This is a genomic window from Pseudomonas sp. B21-041, assembly GCF_024748675.1.
GTDB classification, from domain to species: Bacteria; Pseudomonadota; Gammaproteobacteria; order Pseudomonadales; family Pseudomonadaceae; genus Aquipseudomonas; species Aquipseudomonas neuropathica.
The window spans coordinates 4,470,606-4,486,083 of sequence record NZ_CP087175.1; the positions used below are offsets into that span (position 1 = coordinate 4,470,606).

The following is a 15,478-nucleotide window of genomic DNA, read 5'->3' on the forward strand; positions in this document are numbered from 1 at the left end:
CGTGGGAAATGTGCCAGGCACCGAAGAATCCGCTGTAGGACACAGTTTGAAATAGTCACTCAGTTGAATAGCCCGGTGCAGCACCTTATATACCCCGCAGTACGCTACATCTTTAGCTTGAGGAGATTTCTACAACCATGATGCGCATCCTGCTGTTTTTGGCCACTAACCTGGCGGTCGTGCTGATAGCCAGCATCACCCTGAGCCTTTTCGGCTTCAACGGGTTCATGGCGGCCAACGGGGTTGATCTCGACCTTAGTCAGCTGCTGGTTTTCTGTGCAGTCTTTGGTTTCGCCGGCTCGCTGTTCTCGCTGTTCATCTCCAAGTGGATGGCGAAGATGAGCACTGGCACCCAGATCATCAGCCAGCCACGTACCCGGCATGAGCAATGGCTGCTGCAAACTGTCGAGCAACTGTCCCGCGAAGCCGGGATCAAGATGCCCGAAGTCGGTATTTTCCCGGCCTACGAAGCAAACGCCTTCGCCACCGGCTGGAACAAGAACGACGCACTGGTCGCGGTCAGCCAGGGCTTGCTCGAGCGCTTCTCACCCGATGAAGTGAAAGCCGTGCTGGCCCACGAAATCGGCCACGTCGCCAACGGCGACATGGTCACCCTGGCGCTGATCCAGGGCGTGGTGAATACCTTCGTGATGTTCTTTGCACGGATCATCGGCAACTTCGTCGACAAGGTGATCTTCAAGAACGAAGAAGGCCAGGGCATCGCCTACTACGTGGCGACCATTTTCGCCGAACTGGTACTGGGCATTCTCGCCAGTGCGATCGTCATGTGGTTCTCGCGCAAGCGCGAATTCCGTGCCGACGAAGCCGGCGCCCGCCTGGCCGGCACCAGCGCAATGATCGGCGCACTGCAACGCCTGCGCGCCGAACAAGGTCTGCCGGTGCACATGCCAGACACCCTTAACGCCTTTGGCATCAACGGTGGTATCAAACAGGGCTTTGCCCGCATGTTCATGAGCCACCCGCCGCTGGAAGAGCGTATCGACGCCCTGCGTCGTCGCGGTTGATCCGACCGGTGTAACAATGAAAAAGGCCCGCAGTGATGCGGGCCTTTTTTGTTTCTGTGCAAATAATGGATTGTTGCTGATGACCTCTTCGCGAGCAGGCACTGTCAGCCAAAAACTATCGAGAAGAAACCCGATAAACCCGCTCCTCCAGCCGCGTCACGCCAGCCTGAAGGAACTTCCCGCTCTCCCCCAGCACATCCTGCTCTTCCAGCACCGGCACCTGCCAGGCACCACTCAGCAACCGCTGCACCTCATCATCCCCCACCGCAAACGGCGGCCCCGGCATCTGCGCCTGATCGTAATCCAGGGTAATCAGCAACCCGTGCACGCCCTTTGGGAGGATCTGCTGAAGATGCGCCGCATAACGCTCACGCATCGGCGCCGGCAAGGCAATCAGCGCGGCGCGGTCGTACAACGCGGCGCAATCGGCAACATCGGCGGCCGTCAGCGCAAAAAAGTCACCGCACCACAGTTCGATGGCATCACCGCGATAGACCTTGAACGCGCCCTTCTGGCTAATCTGCGGCTGCACCTGATATTCACTGAAAAAGTCCTCGATAGCCTTTTCCGACAGTTCGACCCCGAGCACCTGATGACCACGTCCGGCCAGCCACGCCAGATCCAGACTTTTCCCACACAGAGGCACGAGCACTCGCGCCGCAGCCGATACCGCCCAGTGCCGCTGCAAATACGGGTTTACCTCGGGCAGATGGAAACCAATCTGCCCCGAAGCCCACTTCTTGTGCCAAAACTCAGGCTGCATGCATCACTCCCAATAATTCGATCAAAAAGCGTTAAAACTTATATTAGATTTAGATCAATGATCTGACTGAAGATGAAGCCATCTTAACGCTCAGGAACCCGCCATGTTGCCCAGCCTGTTCATTTCCCATGGTTCACCCATGCTGGCCCTGGAGCCCGGCGCCAGTGGCCCGGCTCTGGCTCGTCTGGCCGCCGAATTGCCGAAACCCAAAGCCATCGTCATCGTCTCCGCGCACTGGGAAAGCCAGGAACTGCAGGTCAGCAGCCATGCACAACCGGAAACCTGGCATGACTTCGGCGGCTTTCCCCGGGCGCTGTTTGAAGTGCAGTATCCGGCGCCGGGTAATCCGCAACTGGCTGCTGAGGTGGCTGATCTACTGACTGCCAACAACCTGCCTGCCCGTCTCGATCCGCAACGCCCGTTCGATCACGGTGTTTGGGTGCCACTGTCGCTGATGTACCCGCTGGCGGATATTCCAGTGGTGCAGGTTTCGCTACCGAGCCGCGCGGGCCCGGCGCTGCAAACCCGGGTCGGCCGCGCGCTGGCGAGTCTGCGTGATCAGGGCATTTTGCTGATCGGTTCCGGCAGCATCACGCACAACCTGCGCGAACTGGACTGGCACGCCGGCCCGGAAAGTGTCGAGCCGTGGGCGCGGGATTTCCGTGACTGGGTGATCGAGAAGTTGGCGGCCGACGATGAGGCAGCGCTGCATGATTATCGCCAGCAGGCACCAAATGCGGTGCGCAGCCATCCGAGCGATGAGCATTTGTTGCCGTTGTATTTTGCCCGGGGCGCGGGGGGAGAGTTCAGCGTTGCTCATCAGGGTTTCACGATGGGCGCGCTGGGCATGGATATTTATCGTTTCGGTTGACGCCTTCGCGAGCAGGCTCGCTCCCACAAAGGCAAAAAACAGGCAAAAAAAATCCCCGAACCAGTCGGGGATTTTTTATGTGCGATCAATCAGCCCAAGGGCGGATCAATCTTCGCGATAGCGACGCAGTTTCAGCTGCTTACCGGCAACGCGAGTGTCCTTCAGTTTGGTCAGGAGTTTGTCCAGACCATCTTCCGGCAGCTCGACGAGGCTGAAGCTGTCACGCACCTGGATGCGACCGATCGCTTCACGGGCCAGACCGCCTTCGTTGAGGATGGCGCCCAGCAGGTTTTTCGCAGCGATACCGTCACGCGCACCCAGCGCGGTACGGCAACGAGCACGGCCTTCGCCCAAAGGCATTGGCGCGCGACGCTCACGGTCACCACGATCAGGACGATCACCGGTGCGCTCAGGACGGTCGCCACGCGGTGCGTTGTTCGGCACCAGTGGACGTTCCTTCTCGATGGCAGCCAGGTTCAGCGCTTGACCGTTGGTGGCTTTGCGCAGCAGCGCAGCAGCCAGAGCACGCGGGGTGCAGCCGATGTCTGCAGTCAGACGATCGAGCAGCTCACCGTGGGTCAATTCGGCATCAGCGACCAGTGGCGACAGGCTGTTGGTCAGTTTCTTGATGCGTGCATCGAGAACGGCTTGAGCGTCCGGCAGGCGAACTTCAGCGACTTTCTGACCGGTTACACGCTCGATCACTTGCAGCATGCGGCGCTCACGTGGAGTCACCAGCAGCAGTGCACGACCTTCGCGACCGGCACGGCCAGTACGGCCGATACGGTGAACGTAGGACTCTGGGTCGTACGGCATGTCAACGTTGAACACGTGAGTGATGCGCGGAACGTCCAGACCACGAGCAGCTACGTCGGTCGCGACAACGATGTCCAGACGGCCATCTTTCAGCGAGTCGATGACGCGCTCACGCTGGTTCTGGGCGATGTCACCGTTCAGCGCCGCGGCTTTGTAGCCTTTGGCGTCGAGGGCGCTGGCCAGATCCAGGGTCGCTTGCTTGGTGCGTACGAACATGATCAGAGCGTCGAAATCTTCCACTTCCAGCAAGCTGAGAACGGCCGAAGTCTTCTGGTCAGCGTGAACCAACAGGTGAGCCTGTTCGATCGCGGTAACGGTCTGGGTCTTGGTCTGGATCTTCACGTGTTGCGGATCGCGCAGGTGGCGTTCGGCAATGGCGCGGATCGACTGCGGCAGGGTCGCCGAGAACAAAACGGTCTGACGGGTCGCTGGCAGAGCCTTGAAGATGACTTCCAGGTCATCCATGAAGCCCAGTTTCAACATTTCGTCAGCTTCGTCGAGAACCAGGTGGTTCACGGTCGACAGAACTTTTTCGTCGCGACGCAGGTGGTCGCACAGACGGCCCGGAGTGGCGACAACGATCTGTGCGCCATTACGGATTGCTTTCAGTTGTGGGCCCATAGGCGCGCCGCCGTAAACGGCCACAACGGTAACGCCCGGCATTTGCTTGGCGTAGGTTTCAAAAGCGGTTGCTACTTGCAGCGCCAACTCACGAGTTGGCGCCAGGATCAGGGCTTGCGGTTCGCGCTTGGCAGGATCGATGCGGTGCAGAATAGGCAGTGCGAACGCGGCGGTTTTACCGGTACCGGTTTGCGCCTGACCAATCATGTCCTGGCCGGCCATGATGATCGGGATCGATTGCTGCTGAATCGCCGAAGGCTCTTCGTAGCCAGTCGCTGCGACGGCTGCAAGAATATTCGGGTTAAGATTAAAAGCGGCGAATCCGCCGGTTTCCTGGGTCATGGGTCTGCCTCTAAGTGCATCCGCAAAGACCCATGCTCCAAAGCTGCGCATGCCGTGTTGAGACTCAAGAGTCGCCCTGGCAGCTTTGTCGGCGGGGATTTGCGAAAACGAATGAATGAAAAAAAGAATCGTCCGGGAAGAGCCCGCAATGCGGACGTGCAGCCGAAGCTGACTTCGGGAAATGCGCTACCTAAACGCGGCCCGGTTAAAGGCCGGCGCGCACTATACCGGATTTTGCCCAAAAAGGGAGCTTTTTTTATTGCCTGAATGAGCGTGTCACCGCTGTGTAACGGGGTTTTGCGGATAATCGCGCGAAGGTCTATTTTTCAAAGGCCCGGCCCTGCGGGCGATGACGCTTAAACGATTCACTGATGTGCGGCATACCGTCGCTGCACCCGCCCTTCCCGCCCGAGGATTTCGCCATGAATCAGCCCTGCCCCGGCCGCGTCAGCCGTGAACGTCGTGGTCACGTCCATCTGATTGGCCTGGATCGAGCGGCCAAGCGCAATGCTTTCGACCTCGACCTGCTCAACGAGCTGAGCCTGGCCTACGGCGAGTTCGAGGCCGACAGCGAAGCGCGTGTGGCGGTGGTGTTCGGGCATGGCGAGCACTTTACCGCTGGCCTGGATCTGGTCAACGCCAGTTCCGCCCTCGCCCAGGGCTGGCAGGTTCCGACCGGCGGTTGCGATCCATGGGGTGTTTTCGTCGGGCCACGGGTGAGCAAACCAGTGATTGTCGCCGCGCAGGGTTACTGCCTGACCATCGGCATCGAGCTGATGCTGGCAGCCGATATAAACCTGTGTGCGAGCAATACCCGCTTCGCGCAGATGGAAGTGCAGCGTGGGATCTTTCCTTTTGGTGGTGCGACTTTACGTTTTCAGCAGATTGCCGGTTGGGGCAACGCGATGCGCTGGCTGCTGACCGGCGATGAGTTTGATGCGCACGAGGCGTTGCACCTGGGGTTGGTGCAGGAAGTCATGGCCAGCGAAGACCTGTTGCCGCGGGCGATTGAATTGGCTGAGCGGATTGCCCGGCAGGCGCCGTTGGGGGTACAGGCGACGTTGATGTCGGCGCGGCAGGCAAGGTATGAGGGTGAGACGGCGGCCGCGCAAGGGTTACCGGCGCTGGTGAAGAAATTGTTGGCGAGTGAGGATGCCAAGGAAGGGGTGCGGTCGCTGGTGGAGCGGCGGCCTGGCATATTCAAGGGGATCTGAGAATTATGGCGCCTGTCAGGGCGCCATCGCTGGCAAGCCAGCTCCCACAGTGACCGAGTCGTTCACACATTTTGCGTACGGCGCGAACCCTGTGGGAGCTGGCTTGCCAGCGATGGGGACAGCACTGACGCCTCAGGTGGCTGGGCGAATACTGTTGATCAACGACTGCAACGAATACCCCAACCGCGGTGCCAGCGCTTCAGCCCGGGCCGTCAGTGCCTGCATGTCCAACTCCTGATCGAGGTCCGCCGGCACAATCAGAATCACGTTGCCCTCCTTCACCGGCAATTCCCAGTAATGCCGGTGATAGAGCCCGCGCAACAACGCCGCGCCCAGAGGCTTGCCGTCATCGGTGGCCCACTGATTGATCACCAGCCAGCCACCCGGATTCAGACGCTTCTGGCAGTCGCCGAGAAAACTCCAGGCCAGATGCCCGACGCCCGGGCCGACATCGGTATACAGGTCGACAAAAATCAGATCCGCCGGCTCAGCCGTCGGCAGTAACTCCAGCGCATCGCCAACACGGATGTACAGCCGCGGATCATCGTCCAGGCCAAGGTATTCGATGGCTAGGCGCGGCACATCCGGACGCAGTTCAATGGCTTCGACATCTTCCAGCGGCAGGAACTTGAGGCAGGCCTGGGTCAATGTACCGGCGCCGAGTCCTAGAAACAGCGCGCTCTCCGGCTGCTCGTGGCACAACGCGCCGATCAGCATCGCCCGGGTGTAATCGTATTCGAGCCAGCTCGGATCTGCGGTGAACACGCAGCTCTGCTCGATCGCATCGCCGAACTCGAGAAAGCGGTAATCGGCCACTTCCAGCACGCGAATCACGCCGAACTCATCCTGTACTTCGGCGAGCAGATGCTCGACGCGCTCCTCAGTCATTTCGTCTCCTGATGGTCACCGGGCGCGGTGACGCGATGGCACCGCTGTGGCGCCGTGGCAAAGCGGCGATTGTCGGCGATGGGGCGGGAGCAGGTCACGCACTAATTGCTGCTACCATGGGCTTCCCGTGCGTAGAACCAATTAGAGACCGTGATGAGCCAACCGTGGAGTCCTGATAGCTGGCGCGCCCTGCCGATCCAGCAACAACCCCAATATCCTGACGCGGCGCATCTGCGCCAGGTCGAGCAGACGCTAGCCAGTTATCCGCCACTGGTGTTTGCCGGCGAAGCGCGCGAACTGCGCCGCCAGTTTGCCGAAGTCACCCAGGGCCGGGCATTCCTGCTGCAGGGCGGCGATTGCGCGGAAAGCTTTGCCGAATTCTCCGCCGCGAAGATTCGCGACACGTTCAAAGTGTTACTGCAAATGGCGATCGTCATGACCTTCGCCGCCGGCTGCCCGGTGGTCAAAGTCGGGCGCATGGCCGGTCAGTTTGCCAAACCGCGTTCGGCCAACGACGAGACCATCGACGGCGTGACGCTGCCGGCTTACCGGGGCGACATCGTCAACGGCATCGGCTTCGACGAAAAGAGCCGCGTGCCGGATCCAGAGCGCCTGCTGCAGTCCTATCACCAGTCCACCGCGACCCTGAACCTGCTGCGCGCGTTTGCTCAGGGCGGTTTTGCCGACCTGCACCAAGTGCACAAGTGGAACCTCGATTTCATCGCCAACTCGGCGCTGGCAGAAAAATACAGTCACCTCGCCGACCGCATCGATGAAACCCTGGCGTTCATGCGCGCCTGCGGCATGGACAGCTCGCCGCAACTGCGCGAAACCAGCTTCTTCACCGCCCACGAAGCACTGCTGCTGAACTACGAAGAAGCCTTCGTGCGCCGCGACAGCCTGACCAACGATTACTACGATTGCTCGGCGCACATGCTGTGGATCGGTGACCGTACTCGTCAGCTCGACGGCGCGCATGTCGAATTCCTGCGCGGGGTGAACAACCCGATCGGCGTCAAAGTTGGCCCAAGCATGGATCCCGATGACCTGATCCGCCTGATCGACGTGCTCAACCCGGACAACGATCCGGGGCGCCTCAACCTGATTGCGCGGATGGGCGCGAACAAGGTGGGCGATCACCTGCCGGCGCTGATCCGCGCGGTGCAGCGCGAAGGCAAGCAAGTGCTGTGGAGTTCCGACCCGATGCACGGCAACACCATCAAGGCCAGCAGCGGCTACAAGACCCGCGACTTCGCGCAGATCCTTGGCGAGGTTAAACAGTTCTTCCAGGTGCACGAGGCGGAAGGCACTTACGCCGGCGGCATTCACATCGAGATGACCGGGCAGAATGTCACCGAGTGCATCGGTGGTGCACGGCCGATTACTGAAGATGGCTTGTCGGATCGTTATCACACGCACTGTGATCCACGGATGAATGCTGATCAGTCGCTGGAGTTGGCGTTTTTGATCGCTGAAACCCTGAAACAGGTTCGCCGCTAGACCGCGTCGCCTCCTTCGCGAGCAGGCTCGCTCCCACACTGGATTTGTGTCGTTCGCATATCCCCTGTGGGAGCGAGCCTGCTCGCGAAGAGGCCGGTTCAGTCGCCCCCAATCTGTGCCAATGCCACCCGCAACCGCGCCGCACTCTCGCGCTGACAATTCAACTGCACCCGCGCCAGCCCCAACCAATCCGCCATCCGCCGCAGATTCTCCGCCAGCGCCAGCATCCCCTGCTCATCCAGCCCCGGCTCTTCCTCGTGCACCGCATGCACCGCCAACTGCCCCGCCGCCCGTTCAGCCCGCAAATCCACCCGCGCAGCAATCCGCTCGTTGTGCAAAAACGGCAACACGTAATAGCCGTAAACCCGTTTGTCCTGTGACGTATAAATCTCCAGCCGATAACGGAAATCGAACAAGCGCTCAGTCCGGCTGCGTTCCCAGATCAACGAATCAAAGGGCGACAGCAGCGCACTGGCCATGACCTTGCGCGGGACGCTCGGCTCCGGCAGGCAATAGGCGATTTGCCGCCAACCGGCAACCTCGCACATCTGCAACTGCCCGGCTTCAATCAGTTCCGCGAGACGTGGCCGCGCATCCGCCGGATTCAGGCGAAAGTAATCACGCAGGTCTTTTTCAGTACCGACACCCAAGGCCTGTGCCGCGTGCAACAGCAACCCGCGTTGCGCTTCGGCCTCATCAGGCAACCCCTGTTGCAGGATCGATGAAGGGATCACCCGCTCCGGCAAATCATACAAACGCTCAAAACCACGCCGCCCCGCCACCGTCACTTCACCCGCCGCGAACAGCCACTCCAGCGCATGTTTTTCCGCGCTCCAGTCCCACCACGGCCCGGCCTTGTCTGCACGGGTTGAAAGGCTGCCGGCGCCCAACGCGCCCTGCTCTTGCACCGAATTCAAGACCCGACGCACCACGTCCTGCTGCTCGCGACCGAATCTGGCCAGTTGCTGATAAATATCCTCGCCACGCCTGGCCCGCTGCATGCGCCAGCCCAGCAACGGATACATCGACATCGGCAGCAACGAGGCTTCGTGTCCCCAGTATTCGAACAACGTGCGACGTCGCCCCGAACTCCAGGCAGCCTGGTCGAGCAAGTCGGAAGAATAGGAACCGAGACGGGAAAACAGCGGCAGGTAGTGCGAGCGCACCACGGCGTTGACGGAGTCGATTTGCAGCAAACCCAGCCTTTCGATCAGCCGGTTGACGTGTGGCGCCTTGACGGTCGGCGGCTGGCGCCCGTTGAACCCTTGGGCAGCCAGCGCCAGTCGTCGCGCCTGTTTGAGGGAAAAGGCCAGAGTCGCGGGCATGAGCATCTCCTTGTCTGCTCGCAACCTACCTCACTGGAAGAGGGTTTGTGTAGCGTTCTGCTGATCATTTATGCAGCGGGTCATTTATGCATCGGATCATCCCAGAACGGCCGCACGGACTCGTGTTCAACATCGGCACGACTGACGCCGATGTCTTTCAACGCTTCGTCGCTCAGACTGGCAAGCAACTCGCGTTCACGGTGCAATTCGTACCAGCGGCTAAACTTGTGCAGCAGGTCGGAAACGATATGGCCGTGGCCGGAAAATTTTGCGTCGTCTACATACTCTCTTTGACCTTTCATCGTGTTGCCTCCTTTGTGGATGGCTCAAGTCTCGCGCCGGCGCTAAGATCAATCCAACGAATGTTTCTGATGGCATGCATCACGGAGATTCATCAATTGTCGGCCTACCCCAGTATCGATACCGATGTCCTGCGCACCTTTGTCGCGATTGCCGATCAGGGCGGTTTCACCCGCGCCGGCGAAATGGTCAACCGCACGCAATCGGCGGTGAGCATGCAGATGAAGCGTCTGGAAGAAGACGTGTTGCAGCGGCAGTTGTTTGAGCGCGACGGACGCCAGGTGCGCCTGACCGCTGAAGGCCAGGTGCTGCTCGGATACGCGCGGCGCATCCTCAAGCTGCACAGCGAAGTGTTCAACACCTTGCGCGAGCCGCACATGGTCGGCACCGTGCGCATCGGCACGCCGGATGACTACGTGATGCGTTTTCTGCCGGGGATCCTGTCGCGGTTTGCGCAGTTCTATCCACTGATCCAGATCGAAGTGCATTGCGAATCGACCAAACAACTGTTGCAGCGTACTGACCTGGATTTGTCGATCGTCACCCGTGAACCGGGCAACGAAATCGGTCAGTTGCTGCGCAAGGAGCGTTTTGTCTGGGCCGAGGCGCAGAATTTCAGCGCCCACGAACAAACGCCACTACCTCTGGCGATGTTCAACAGTGATTGTTTCTGCCGCTTGTGGGCGTGTAACGCACTGGATGCGATGGGCCGCGAATACCGCATCGCTTATAACAGCACCAGCCTCTCGGCGTTGATGGCGGTGGTGAGCGCGGGTCTGGCGATCACCGCGCAACTGGAAAGCCTGATCACCCCGGACATGCGCATTCTCGGCGCCGCCGAAGATCTGCCGCTGTTGCCCGAGGCCAGCATCATGCTGATCCGCAACCTGAACAATCCGTCGCCGATCACCGAGTGCCTGGCCGAGCATATCGTCGAAGGTTTTAAACTTTAAACGCGAGCATCACCGCACACAGCACCAGGAAACCGCAGAACAGCCCGCGCAGAAGTTTTTCCGGCATGGCGTGGGCAACTTTCACCCCCCAACTGATGCTAGCCAGACCGCCGATGGCCAGCGGCAGGCCGATCATCCAGTCCACTTCGTTATGCACCGCGTAGGTCACCAGGGTCACGCCGGTGCTTGGCAACGCCAGCGCCAGCGACAAGCCCTGAGCGACCACTTGCGTGGTGCCGAAGAGGCTGGTCAGCACCGGCGTTGCCACCACGGCACCACCGACACCGAACAAGCCGCCCATGGTTCCGGACGCCGCACCGAGGACGCCGAGCCAAGGCCAGGAATAGCGCATCTCGGAAGTCGCAGCGGGTTGCTTGCCGAACATCTTCAGCAGGTTGTACGCCGAGAGCACCACCAGGAAAGCGACAAAACCGATGCGCATGGTTTGCGCATCGATACCCACCGCCCAGATCGAACCGATCCACGCAAAGCAAAAACCCATCACCGCCAAGGGCAACGCATGCCGCAGTTCGATGCGATTGCGCTGGTGATAGCGCCACAGCGCCAGCATCACGTTCGGCACCACCATGACCAGCGCCGTGCCTTGGGCAATCTGCTGATCGAGGCCGAACCACACACCGAGCAACGGAATGGCGATCAAACCGCCACCGATACCGAAAATGCCACCAAGGGTGCCAAGCGCGGCGCCGAACAGCAGGTACAACAAAAACTCCATCACAGCTCAATTCCTCTTACGTCAGGCGATTCATCCTACGCAGTCGTTGCTGGCGGGGAAACGCACAGCAACGCACAATGGCTATGCTGATTTCGCACAAGCGTGAATTCTTATGAACCCCAACCAACTGACTGAACAATTAGGGTTGTTTCTCGATGTGCTGGAGAGTGGCAGTTTTTCCGCCGCCTCGCGCCGTCATCCGCTGACACCTTCGGCCGTTGCGCGACGCATCGACAGCCTGGAAAGCGCCGTCGGCAGCCAGTTATTTATACGCAGCACCCACGCCGTCAGAGCCACACCCGCCGGTCTGGCGTTTGCTGAACGTGCCCGGCGCATTGTCGCCGAGTTGCAACTGGCGCGGGCCGAAGCCGTGTCCTTGAGCAGCGCGCCGGAAGGTTTGATTCGCATCGACGCCCCCGCCGCGTTCGGGCGACGGCATCTGGCACCGGTGATCGCCGACTTTCTCGTCCTCTACCCGGGGCTGGATGTGCAGTTGCACTTGATCGACAGTTTCGTCGACATGGGCGGCTCGAACCTGGGCAAGGTCGATCTGGTACTGCGTGCCGGGCAAATGGCTGACACGCGATTGGTGGCCACGCCTTTGGCGAGCATGGTGCGCATAGCCTGTGCCAGTCCTGACTATCTCAAACGCCGGGGCGTGCCCGGCAGTCCGGCACAACTTGGTGAACATGACGGTCTGGACTGGGAAGGCCTCGCCCCGCCCTTCGCCTGGCGGTTCGAGCAGGACGGCCAGATGCATTTGCACCGCCCGGCGCGCATCCGCATGAGCGCCAACAATGCCGAAGCGCTGGTGTGTGGGGCTTTGGCGGGATTAGGGATTGCGCATTTGCCGACCTGGCTGGCGAGCGAATACCTGCTGCGCGGTGAACTGGTCCCGCTGTTCTGCGAGAACGGTCTGCCGGCCCCGGAATCCACCGGCATCTACGCACTGCGCATGGAACAGCAAACCAACTCGCGCAGCCGCTTGTTGCTTGAATACCTCAAGACTCGTTTCAGTCCAGTGCCGCCGTGGGATCTGGCGCTGAAACGAGATCTCGACCGCCATTAGACCCGGAGAATTATCTGGCGCATTAAAGATTCGAGCGCTAGATTCATGACCATCACCGAACAAGGCTTTGACATGACTTCCCAACGCGACACCTGCGACGACCTGCTGCTGGATAACCAGGCCTGCTTCGCCCTGCATTCCACTTCGCTGATGATGACCAAGGTCTACAAGCCGCTGCTGCAAGCCTTGAACCTGACCTATCCGCAGTACCTGGCGATGATGGTGTTGTGGGAGAAGGATGGATTGACGGTCGGAGAAATCAGCTCGCGGTTGCTGACCGATCCTGGCTCGCTGACGCCACTGCTCAAGCGTCTGGAAGGCGAAGGGTTGCTCAGCCGCACCCGCAGTCGTGAGGATGAGCGGGTGGTGATTGTCGACCTGACCGAGCAAGGCCGAGCGCTGAAAGAAAAAGCCCAGACCGTTCCGCAATGCATCCTCGGCGCCAGCGGCTTCTCTCTGGAACGCCTGCAGAAGCTGCAATCAGAGTTGCAGGCGCTACGCGGTCACTTGCAAGAAAGCCTGATCTGACCTTCACACAGTCCCTGTGGGAGCGAGCCTGCTCGCGAATGCGTAGTGTCAGTCGGTATGAATGGTGACTGATACACCGCATTCCCGAGCAGGCTCGCTCCCACATTGGGTTCATCGACAGCAAAATATTTTTTCCACCTGATCTACCGCGCAATCCGCTCTAACTCAAGCCTTACAGCCACCCTCTCATACCCGCCCCTTCGTGGAAGTGCAGCTTTTTCAAAAATTTATCTTGCGCACTAAATATTCGCGCGATACATTCACCTCGCACTTACTTAGCGCACAAACAATTAGCGCACAAAACCACACCCAATGAGGCTCACACCATGCAAACTCTCTACACCGCAATCGCAACCTCCACTGGCGGCCGTGATGGTCGTGCGATCTCCAGCGACAACATCCTCGACGTCAAACTCGCCACTCCGAAAGAACTCGGCGGTGCCGGCGGCGCGGCGACCAACCCAGAGCAACTGTTCGCGGCCGGCTACTCGGCCTGCTTCATCGGCGCACTGAAATTCGTCGCCAGCCAGACCAAACGCAAAATCCCTGACGACGCCTCGATCACCGCTCATGTCGGTATCGGCCAGATCCCCGGTGGCTTCGGTCTCGACATCGATTTGCACATCAGCCTGCCTGGCCTGGAACAAGCCGACGCACAAGCGCTGGTCGACGCGGCCCACCAGGTCTGCCCGTACTCCAACGCCACCCGTGGCAACGTCGATGTGCGTCTGCACGTCACCGTTTAACTGCTGATACCCCAGGCCCGAACAGGAAATGAACATGCACACTTTCAGCAAAGTCTTGACCGGTACCCTTCTCGCCCTGTCCATCCACAGTGCATTTGCCGGTGATGTCGAACACAACACTCAGGCATTTCTCGATGTGCTGAATGCCGGCACCGGCAAACCGATGGAACAGCTGACACCCAAAGATGCCCGCGCCGTGCTGGTCGGCGCGCAGTCCGGGGTCAAGTTGACGCTGCCCAAAGCGGACATAAGCGAGAAAACCATCCAGGTCGATGGCCAACCGTTGAGCCTGACCATCGTCCGGCCGGCCGGGGTCAAGGGCGAGCTGCCAGTGTTCATGTTCTTCCACGGTGGTGGCTGGGTGCTGGGCGATTTCCCGACGCACGAGCGGCTGGTGCGGGATCTGGTGGTCGGTTCAGGAGCGGCGGCGGTGTTCGTCAATTACACGCCTTCACCGGAAGCGCATTACCCGGTGGCGATCAACCAGGCCTACGCGGCAACGAAGTGGGTCGCCGAGCACGGCAAAGAAATCAATGTCGATGGGAAACGTCTGGCCGTCGCAGGCAACAGCGTCGGCGGCAACATGGCGGCCGTGGTTGCACTGATGGCCAAAGACAAAGGCACGCCGGCGATCAAGTTCCAGGTGCTGTTGTGGCCTGTGACGGACGCCAATTTCGACACCGGCTCCTACAACCAGTACGCCGAAGGGCACTTCCTCACGCGCAACATGATGAAGTGGTTCTGGGACAACTACACCACCGACGCCAAGCAGCGAAACGAGATTTACGCGTCGCCGCTGCGGGCCACCACTGCACAACTGAAGGGCCTGCCGCCAGCACTGGTGCAGACCGCAGGCGCCGATGTGCTGCGTGATGAAGGTGAAGCCTACGCACGCAAACTCGACGAGGCCGGTGTAGCGGTGACGTCGGTGCGTTACAACGGCATGATCCACGATTACGGTTTGCTTAACGTGGTCAGCCAGGTGCCGGCAGTACGTTCGGCGATGTTGCAGGCATCTGAAGAACTCAAGCAACACTTGAAGTAACCACAATCCCATTGTGGGAGTGAGCTTGCTCGCTCCCACAGGGGATTGTGTGAAGCTCAAATCGCAGGCACAAAAAAGCCCGGCTCAATGGCCGGGCTTTTTCTTTCCGTAAAAAGCAGTGCTTATTTGGCACGGCCTTTGTAGGAACCGCCTTCGCGGGTGTCGATTTCGATCTTGTCACCGATTTCGATGAAGTCAGCAACTTGCAGCTCGGTACCGTTGGCCAGCTTGGCTGGCTTCATGACTTTGCCGGAAGTGTCGCCACGAGCCGAACCTTCGGTGTAGTCAACTACGCGCACGATGGTGGTCGGCAGCTCTACGGAAACCAGACGCTCTTCGAAGAAGATCGCTTCGCAAACATCGGTCATGCCTTCTTCAACGAAAGGCAGAACAGCTTCGATGTCTTCAGCGTTCAGCTCGTACATGGTGTAGTCAGTGGTGTCCATGAACGTGTAGGTGTCGCCGCTGATGAAGGACAGGGTCGCTTCTTTGCGGTCGAGGATTACGTCGTCCAGTTTGTCGTCAGCGCTGTAAACGATCTCGGTCTTGTAACCGGTCAGCAGGTTTTTCAGCTTGGTCTTCATGATCGCGCTGTTACGGCCCGACTTGGTGAATTCAGCTTTCTGAACCAGCCAAGGATCGTTCTCGAGACGGATCACGGTACCGGGTTTCAGTTCTTTACCAGTTTTCATTGCGAATATCCGAATTTGGATGGGATTTACAAAAATCTAGGCCG

The 15,478-nt window shown here is 59.7% G+C and carries 16 protein-coding genes; 9 read left to right on the plus strand and 7 right to left on the minus strand.

The genetic code is table 11. The features are described 5' to 3' along the window. Positions 1-137 precede the first annotated feature (137 nt). A complete protein-coding gene (htpX, locus tag LOY43_RS19720) occupies positions 138-1,025 on the plus strand; it encodes a protease HtpX (RefSeq protein ID WP_007908619.1) in 888 nt (295 codons plus the stop codon). Positions 1,026-1,140: 115 nt separating this feature from the next. Here the strand turns inward: htpX and LOY43_RS19725 are convergent, their stop codons facing one another. Next, positions 1,141-1,788 (minus strand): thiopurine S-methyltransferase, encoded by a 648-nt coding sequence (locus LOY43_RS19725; RefSeq protein WP_258708612.1) that lies wholly within the window; start codon positions 1,786-1,788, stop codon positions 1,141-1,143. Between the two features lie 103 nt (positions 1,789-1,891). Between LOY43_RS19725 and LOY43_RS19730 the strand changes: the two genes are divergently transcribed. Continuing rightward, entirely contained in the window at positions 1,892-2,659 is a 768-nt protein-coding gene (locus LOY43_RS19730) for a class III extradiol ring-cleavage dioxygenase (protein ID WP_220556652.1), read from the plus strand. 105 nt (positions 2,660-2,764) lie between these two features. Here the strand turns inward: LOY43_RS19730 and LOY43_RS19735 are convergent, their stop codons facing one another. Further along, a complete protein-coding gene (locus LOY43_RS19735) occupies positions 2,765-4,438 on the minus strand; it encodes a DEAD/DEAH box helicase (protein WP_258708613.1) in 1,674 nt (557 codons plus the stop codon). Between the two features lie 422 nt (positions 4,439-4,860). On the opposite strand from LOY43_RS19735, the gene LOY43_RS19740 reads away from it, so the two are divergent. Then, positions 4,861-5,652, plus strand: coding sequence for a crotonase/enoyl-CoA hydratase family protein (locus LOY43_RS19740; RefSeq protein WP_034155234.1), 792 nt, complete (start codon positions 4,861-4,863; stop codon positions 5,650-5,652). 132 nt (positions 5,653-5,784) lie between these two features. Here LOY43_RS19740 and LOY43_RS19745 read toward each other — a convergent pair whose 3' ends face one another. Continuing rightward, positions 5,785-6,540 (minus strand): spermidine synthase, encoded by a 756-nt coding sequence (locus LOY43_RS19745; RefSeq protein ID WP_095125136.1) that lies wholly within the window; start codon positions 6,538-6,540, stop codon positions 5,785-5,787. A 153-nt stretch (positions 6,541-6,693) separates the two neighbouring features. On the opposite strand from LOY43_RS19745, the gene LOY43_RS19750 reads away from it, so the two are divergent. Next, on the plus strand, positions 6,694-8,040 hold the full coding sequence (locus LOY43_RS19750) for a class II 3-deoxy-7-phosphoheptulonate synthase (RefSeq protein WP_095048455.1): 1,347 nt from the start codon (positions 6,694-6,696) through the stop codon (positions 8,038-8,040). A gap of 98 nt (positions 8,041-8,138) precedes the next feature. Here LOY43_RS19750 and LOY43_RS19755 read toward each other — a convergent pair whose 3' ends face one another. Then, positions 8,139-9,365: a winged helix-turn-helix domain-containing protein gene (locus LOY43_RS19755; protein WP_258708614.1), complete on the minus strand. Its 1,227-nt coding sequence runs from the start codon at positions 9,363-9,365 to the stop codon at positions 8,139-8,141. 80 nt (positions 9,366-9,445) lie between these two features. Next, positions 9,446-9,667, minus strand: a complete 222-nt coding sequence (locus tag LOY43_RS19760) for a DUF1127 domain-containing protein (protein ID WP_095048457.1) — start codon at positions 9,665-9,667, stop codon at positions 9,446-9,448. Positions 9,668-9,763: 96 nt separating this feature from the next. On the opposite strand from LOY43_RS19760, the gene LOY43_RS19765 reads away from it, so the two are divergent. Beyond that, positions 9,764-10,618, plus strand: a complete 855-nt coding sequence (locus LOY43_RS19765; RefSeq protein ID WP_007908606.1) for a LysR substrate-binding domain-containing protein — start codon at positions 9,764-9,766, stop codon at positions 10,616-10,618. On the opposite strand, the gene LOY43_RS19770 is transcribed toward LOY43_RS19765, so the two are convergent. Beyond that, entirely contained in the window at positions 10,608-11,357 is a 750-nt protein-coding gene (locus LOY43_RS19770; RefSeq protein ID WP_220556655.1) for a sulfite exporter TauE/SafE family protein, read from the minus strand. The two genes, LOY43_RS19765 and LOY43_RS19770, sit on opposite strands and share 11 nt — an antisense overlap. 109 nt (positions 11,358-11,466) lie before the next feature. Here LOY43_RS19770 and LOY43_RS19775 point away from each other — a divergent pair, with 109 nt between their 5' ends. From LOY43_RS19775 to LOY43_RS19790, 4 genes are all read left to right on the plus strand, one after another. Continuing rightward, entirely contained in the window at positions 11,467-12,423 is a 957-nt protein-coding gene (locus tag LOY43_RS19775; RefSeq protein ID WP_258708615.1) for a LysR family transcriptional regulator, read from the plus strand. A 72-nt stretch (positions 12,424-12,495) separates the two neighbouring features. After that, entirely contained in the window at positions 12,496-12,951 is a 456-nt protein-coding gene (locus LOY43_RS19780; protein WP_258708616.1) for a MarR family winged helix-turn-helix transcriptional regulator, read from the plus strand. A 326-nt stretch (positions 12,952-13,277) separates the two neighbouring features. Further along, a complete protein-coding gene (locus LOY43_RS19785) occupies positions 13,278-13,697 on the plus strand; it encodes an organic hydroperoxide resistance protein (protein WP_007908600.1) in 420 nt (139 codons plus the stop codon). A gap of 34 nt (positions 13,698-13,731) precedes the next feature. Continuing rightward, positions 13,732-14,742: an alpha/beta hydrolase gene (locus LOY43_RS19790; RefSeq protein WP_220556657.1), complete on the plus strand. Its 1,011-nt coding sequence runs from the start codon at positions 13,732-13,734 to the stop codon at positions 14,740-14,742. 122 nt (positions 14,743-14,864) lie between these two features. On the opposite strand, the gene LOY43_RS19795 is transcribed toward LOY43_RS19790, so the two are convergent. Then, on the minus strand, positions 14,865-15,434 hold the full coding sequence (locus LOY43_RS19795; RefSeq protein ID WP_007908599.1) for an elongation factor P: 570 nt from the start codon (positions 15,432-15,434) through the stop codon (positions 14,865-14,867). Positions 15,435-15,478 lie beyond the last annotated feature (44 nt).

Excerpts from the sequence above, each read along its gene's own strand:
- LOY43_RS19750 (WP_095048455.1), top strand. The coding sequence starts at position 6,694 with ATGAGCCAACCGTGGAGTCCTGATAGCTGGCGCGCCCTGCCGATCCAG.
- LOY43_RS19730 (WP_220556652.1), top strand. The coding sequence starts at position 1,892 with ATGTTGCCCAGCCTGTTCATTTCCCATGGTTCACCCATGCTGGCCCTG.
- LOY43_RS19785 (WP_007908600.1), top strand. The coding sequence starts at position 13,278 with ATGCAAACTCTCTACACCGCAATCGCAACCTCCACTGGCGGCCGTGAT.
- LOY43_RS19795 (WP_007908599.1), bottom strand. The coding sequence starts at position 15,434 with ATGAAAACTGGTAAAGAACTGAAACCCGGTACCGTGATCCGTCTCGAG.
- LOY43_RS19745 (WP_095125136.1), bottom strand. The coding sequence starts at position 6,540 with ATGACTGAGGAGCGCGTCGAGCATCTGCTCGCCGAAGTACAGGATGAG.
- LOY43_RS19735 (WP_258708613.1), bottom strand. The coding sequence starts at position 4,438 with ATGACCCAGGAAACCGGCGGATTCGCCGCTTTTAATCTTAACCCGAAT.
- LOY43_RS19740 (WP_034155234.1), top strand. The coding sequence starts at position 4,861 with ATGAATCAGCCCTGCCCCGGCCGCGTCAGCCGTGAACGTCGTGGTCAC.
- LOY43_RS19760 (WP_095048457.1), bottom strand. The coding sequence starts at position 9,667 with ATGAAAGGTCAAAGAGAGTATGTAGACGACGCAAAATTTTCCGGCCAC.
- htpX (WP_007908619.1), top strand. The coding sequence starts at position 138 with ATGATGCGCATCCTGCTGTTTTTGGCCACTAACCTGGCGGTCGTGCTG.
- LOY43_RS19775 (WP_258708615.1), top strand. The coding sequence starts at position 11,467 with ATGAACCCCAACCAACTGACTGAACAATTAGGGTTGTTTCTCGATGTG.
- LOY43_RS19780 (WP_258708616.1), top strand. The coding sequence starts at position 12,496 with ATGACTTCCCAACGCGACACCTGCGACGACCTGCTGCTGGATAACCAG.
- LOY43_RS19725 (WP_258708612.1), bottom strand. The coding sequence starts at position 1,788 with ATGCAGCCTGAGTTTTGGCACAAGAAGTGGGCTTCGGGGCAGATTGGT.
- LOY43_RS19755 (WP_258708614.1), bottom strand. The coding sequence starts at position 9,365 with ATGCCCGCGACTCTGGCCTTTTCCCTCAAACAGGCGCGACGACTGGCG.
- LOY43_RS19790 (WP_220556657.1), top strand. The coding sequence starts at position 13,732 with ATGCACACTTTCAGCAAAGTCTTGACCGGTACCCTTCTCGCCCTGTCC.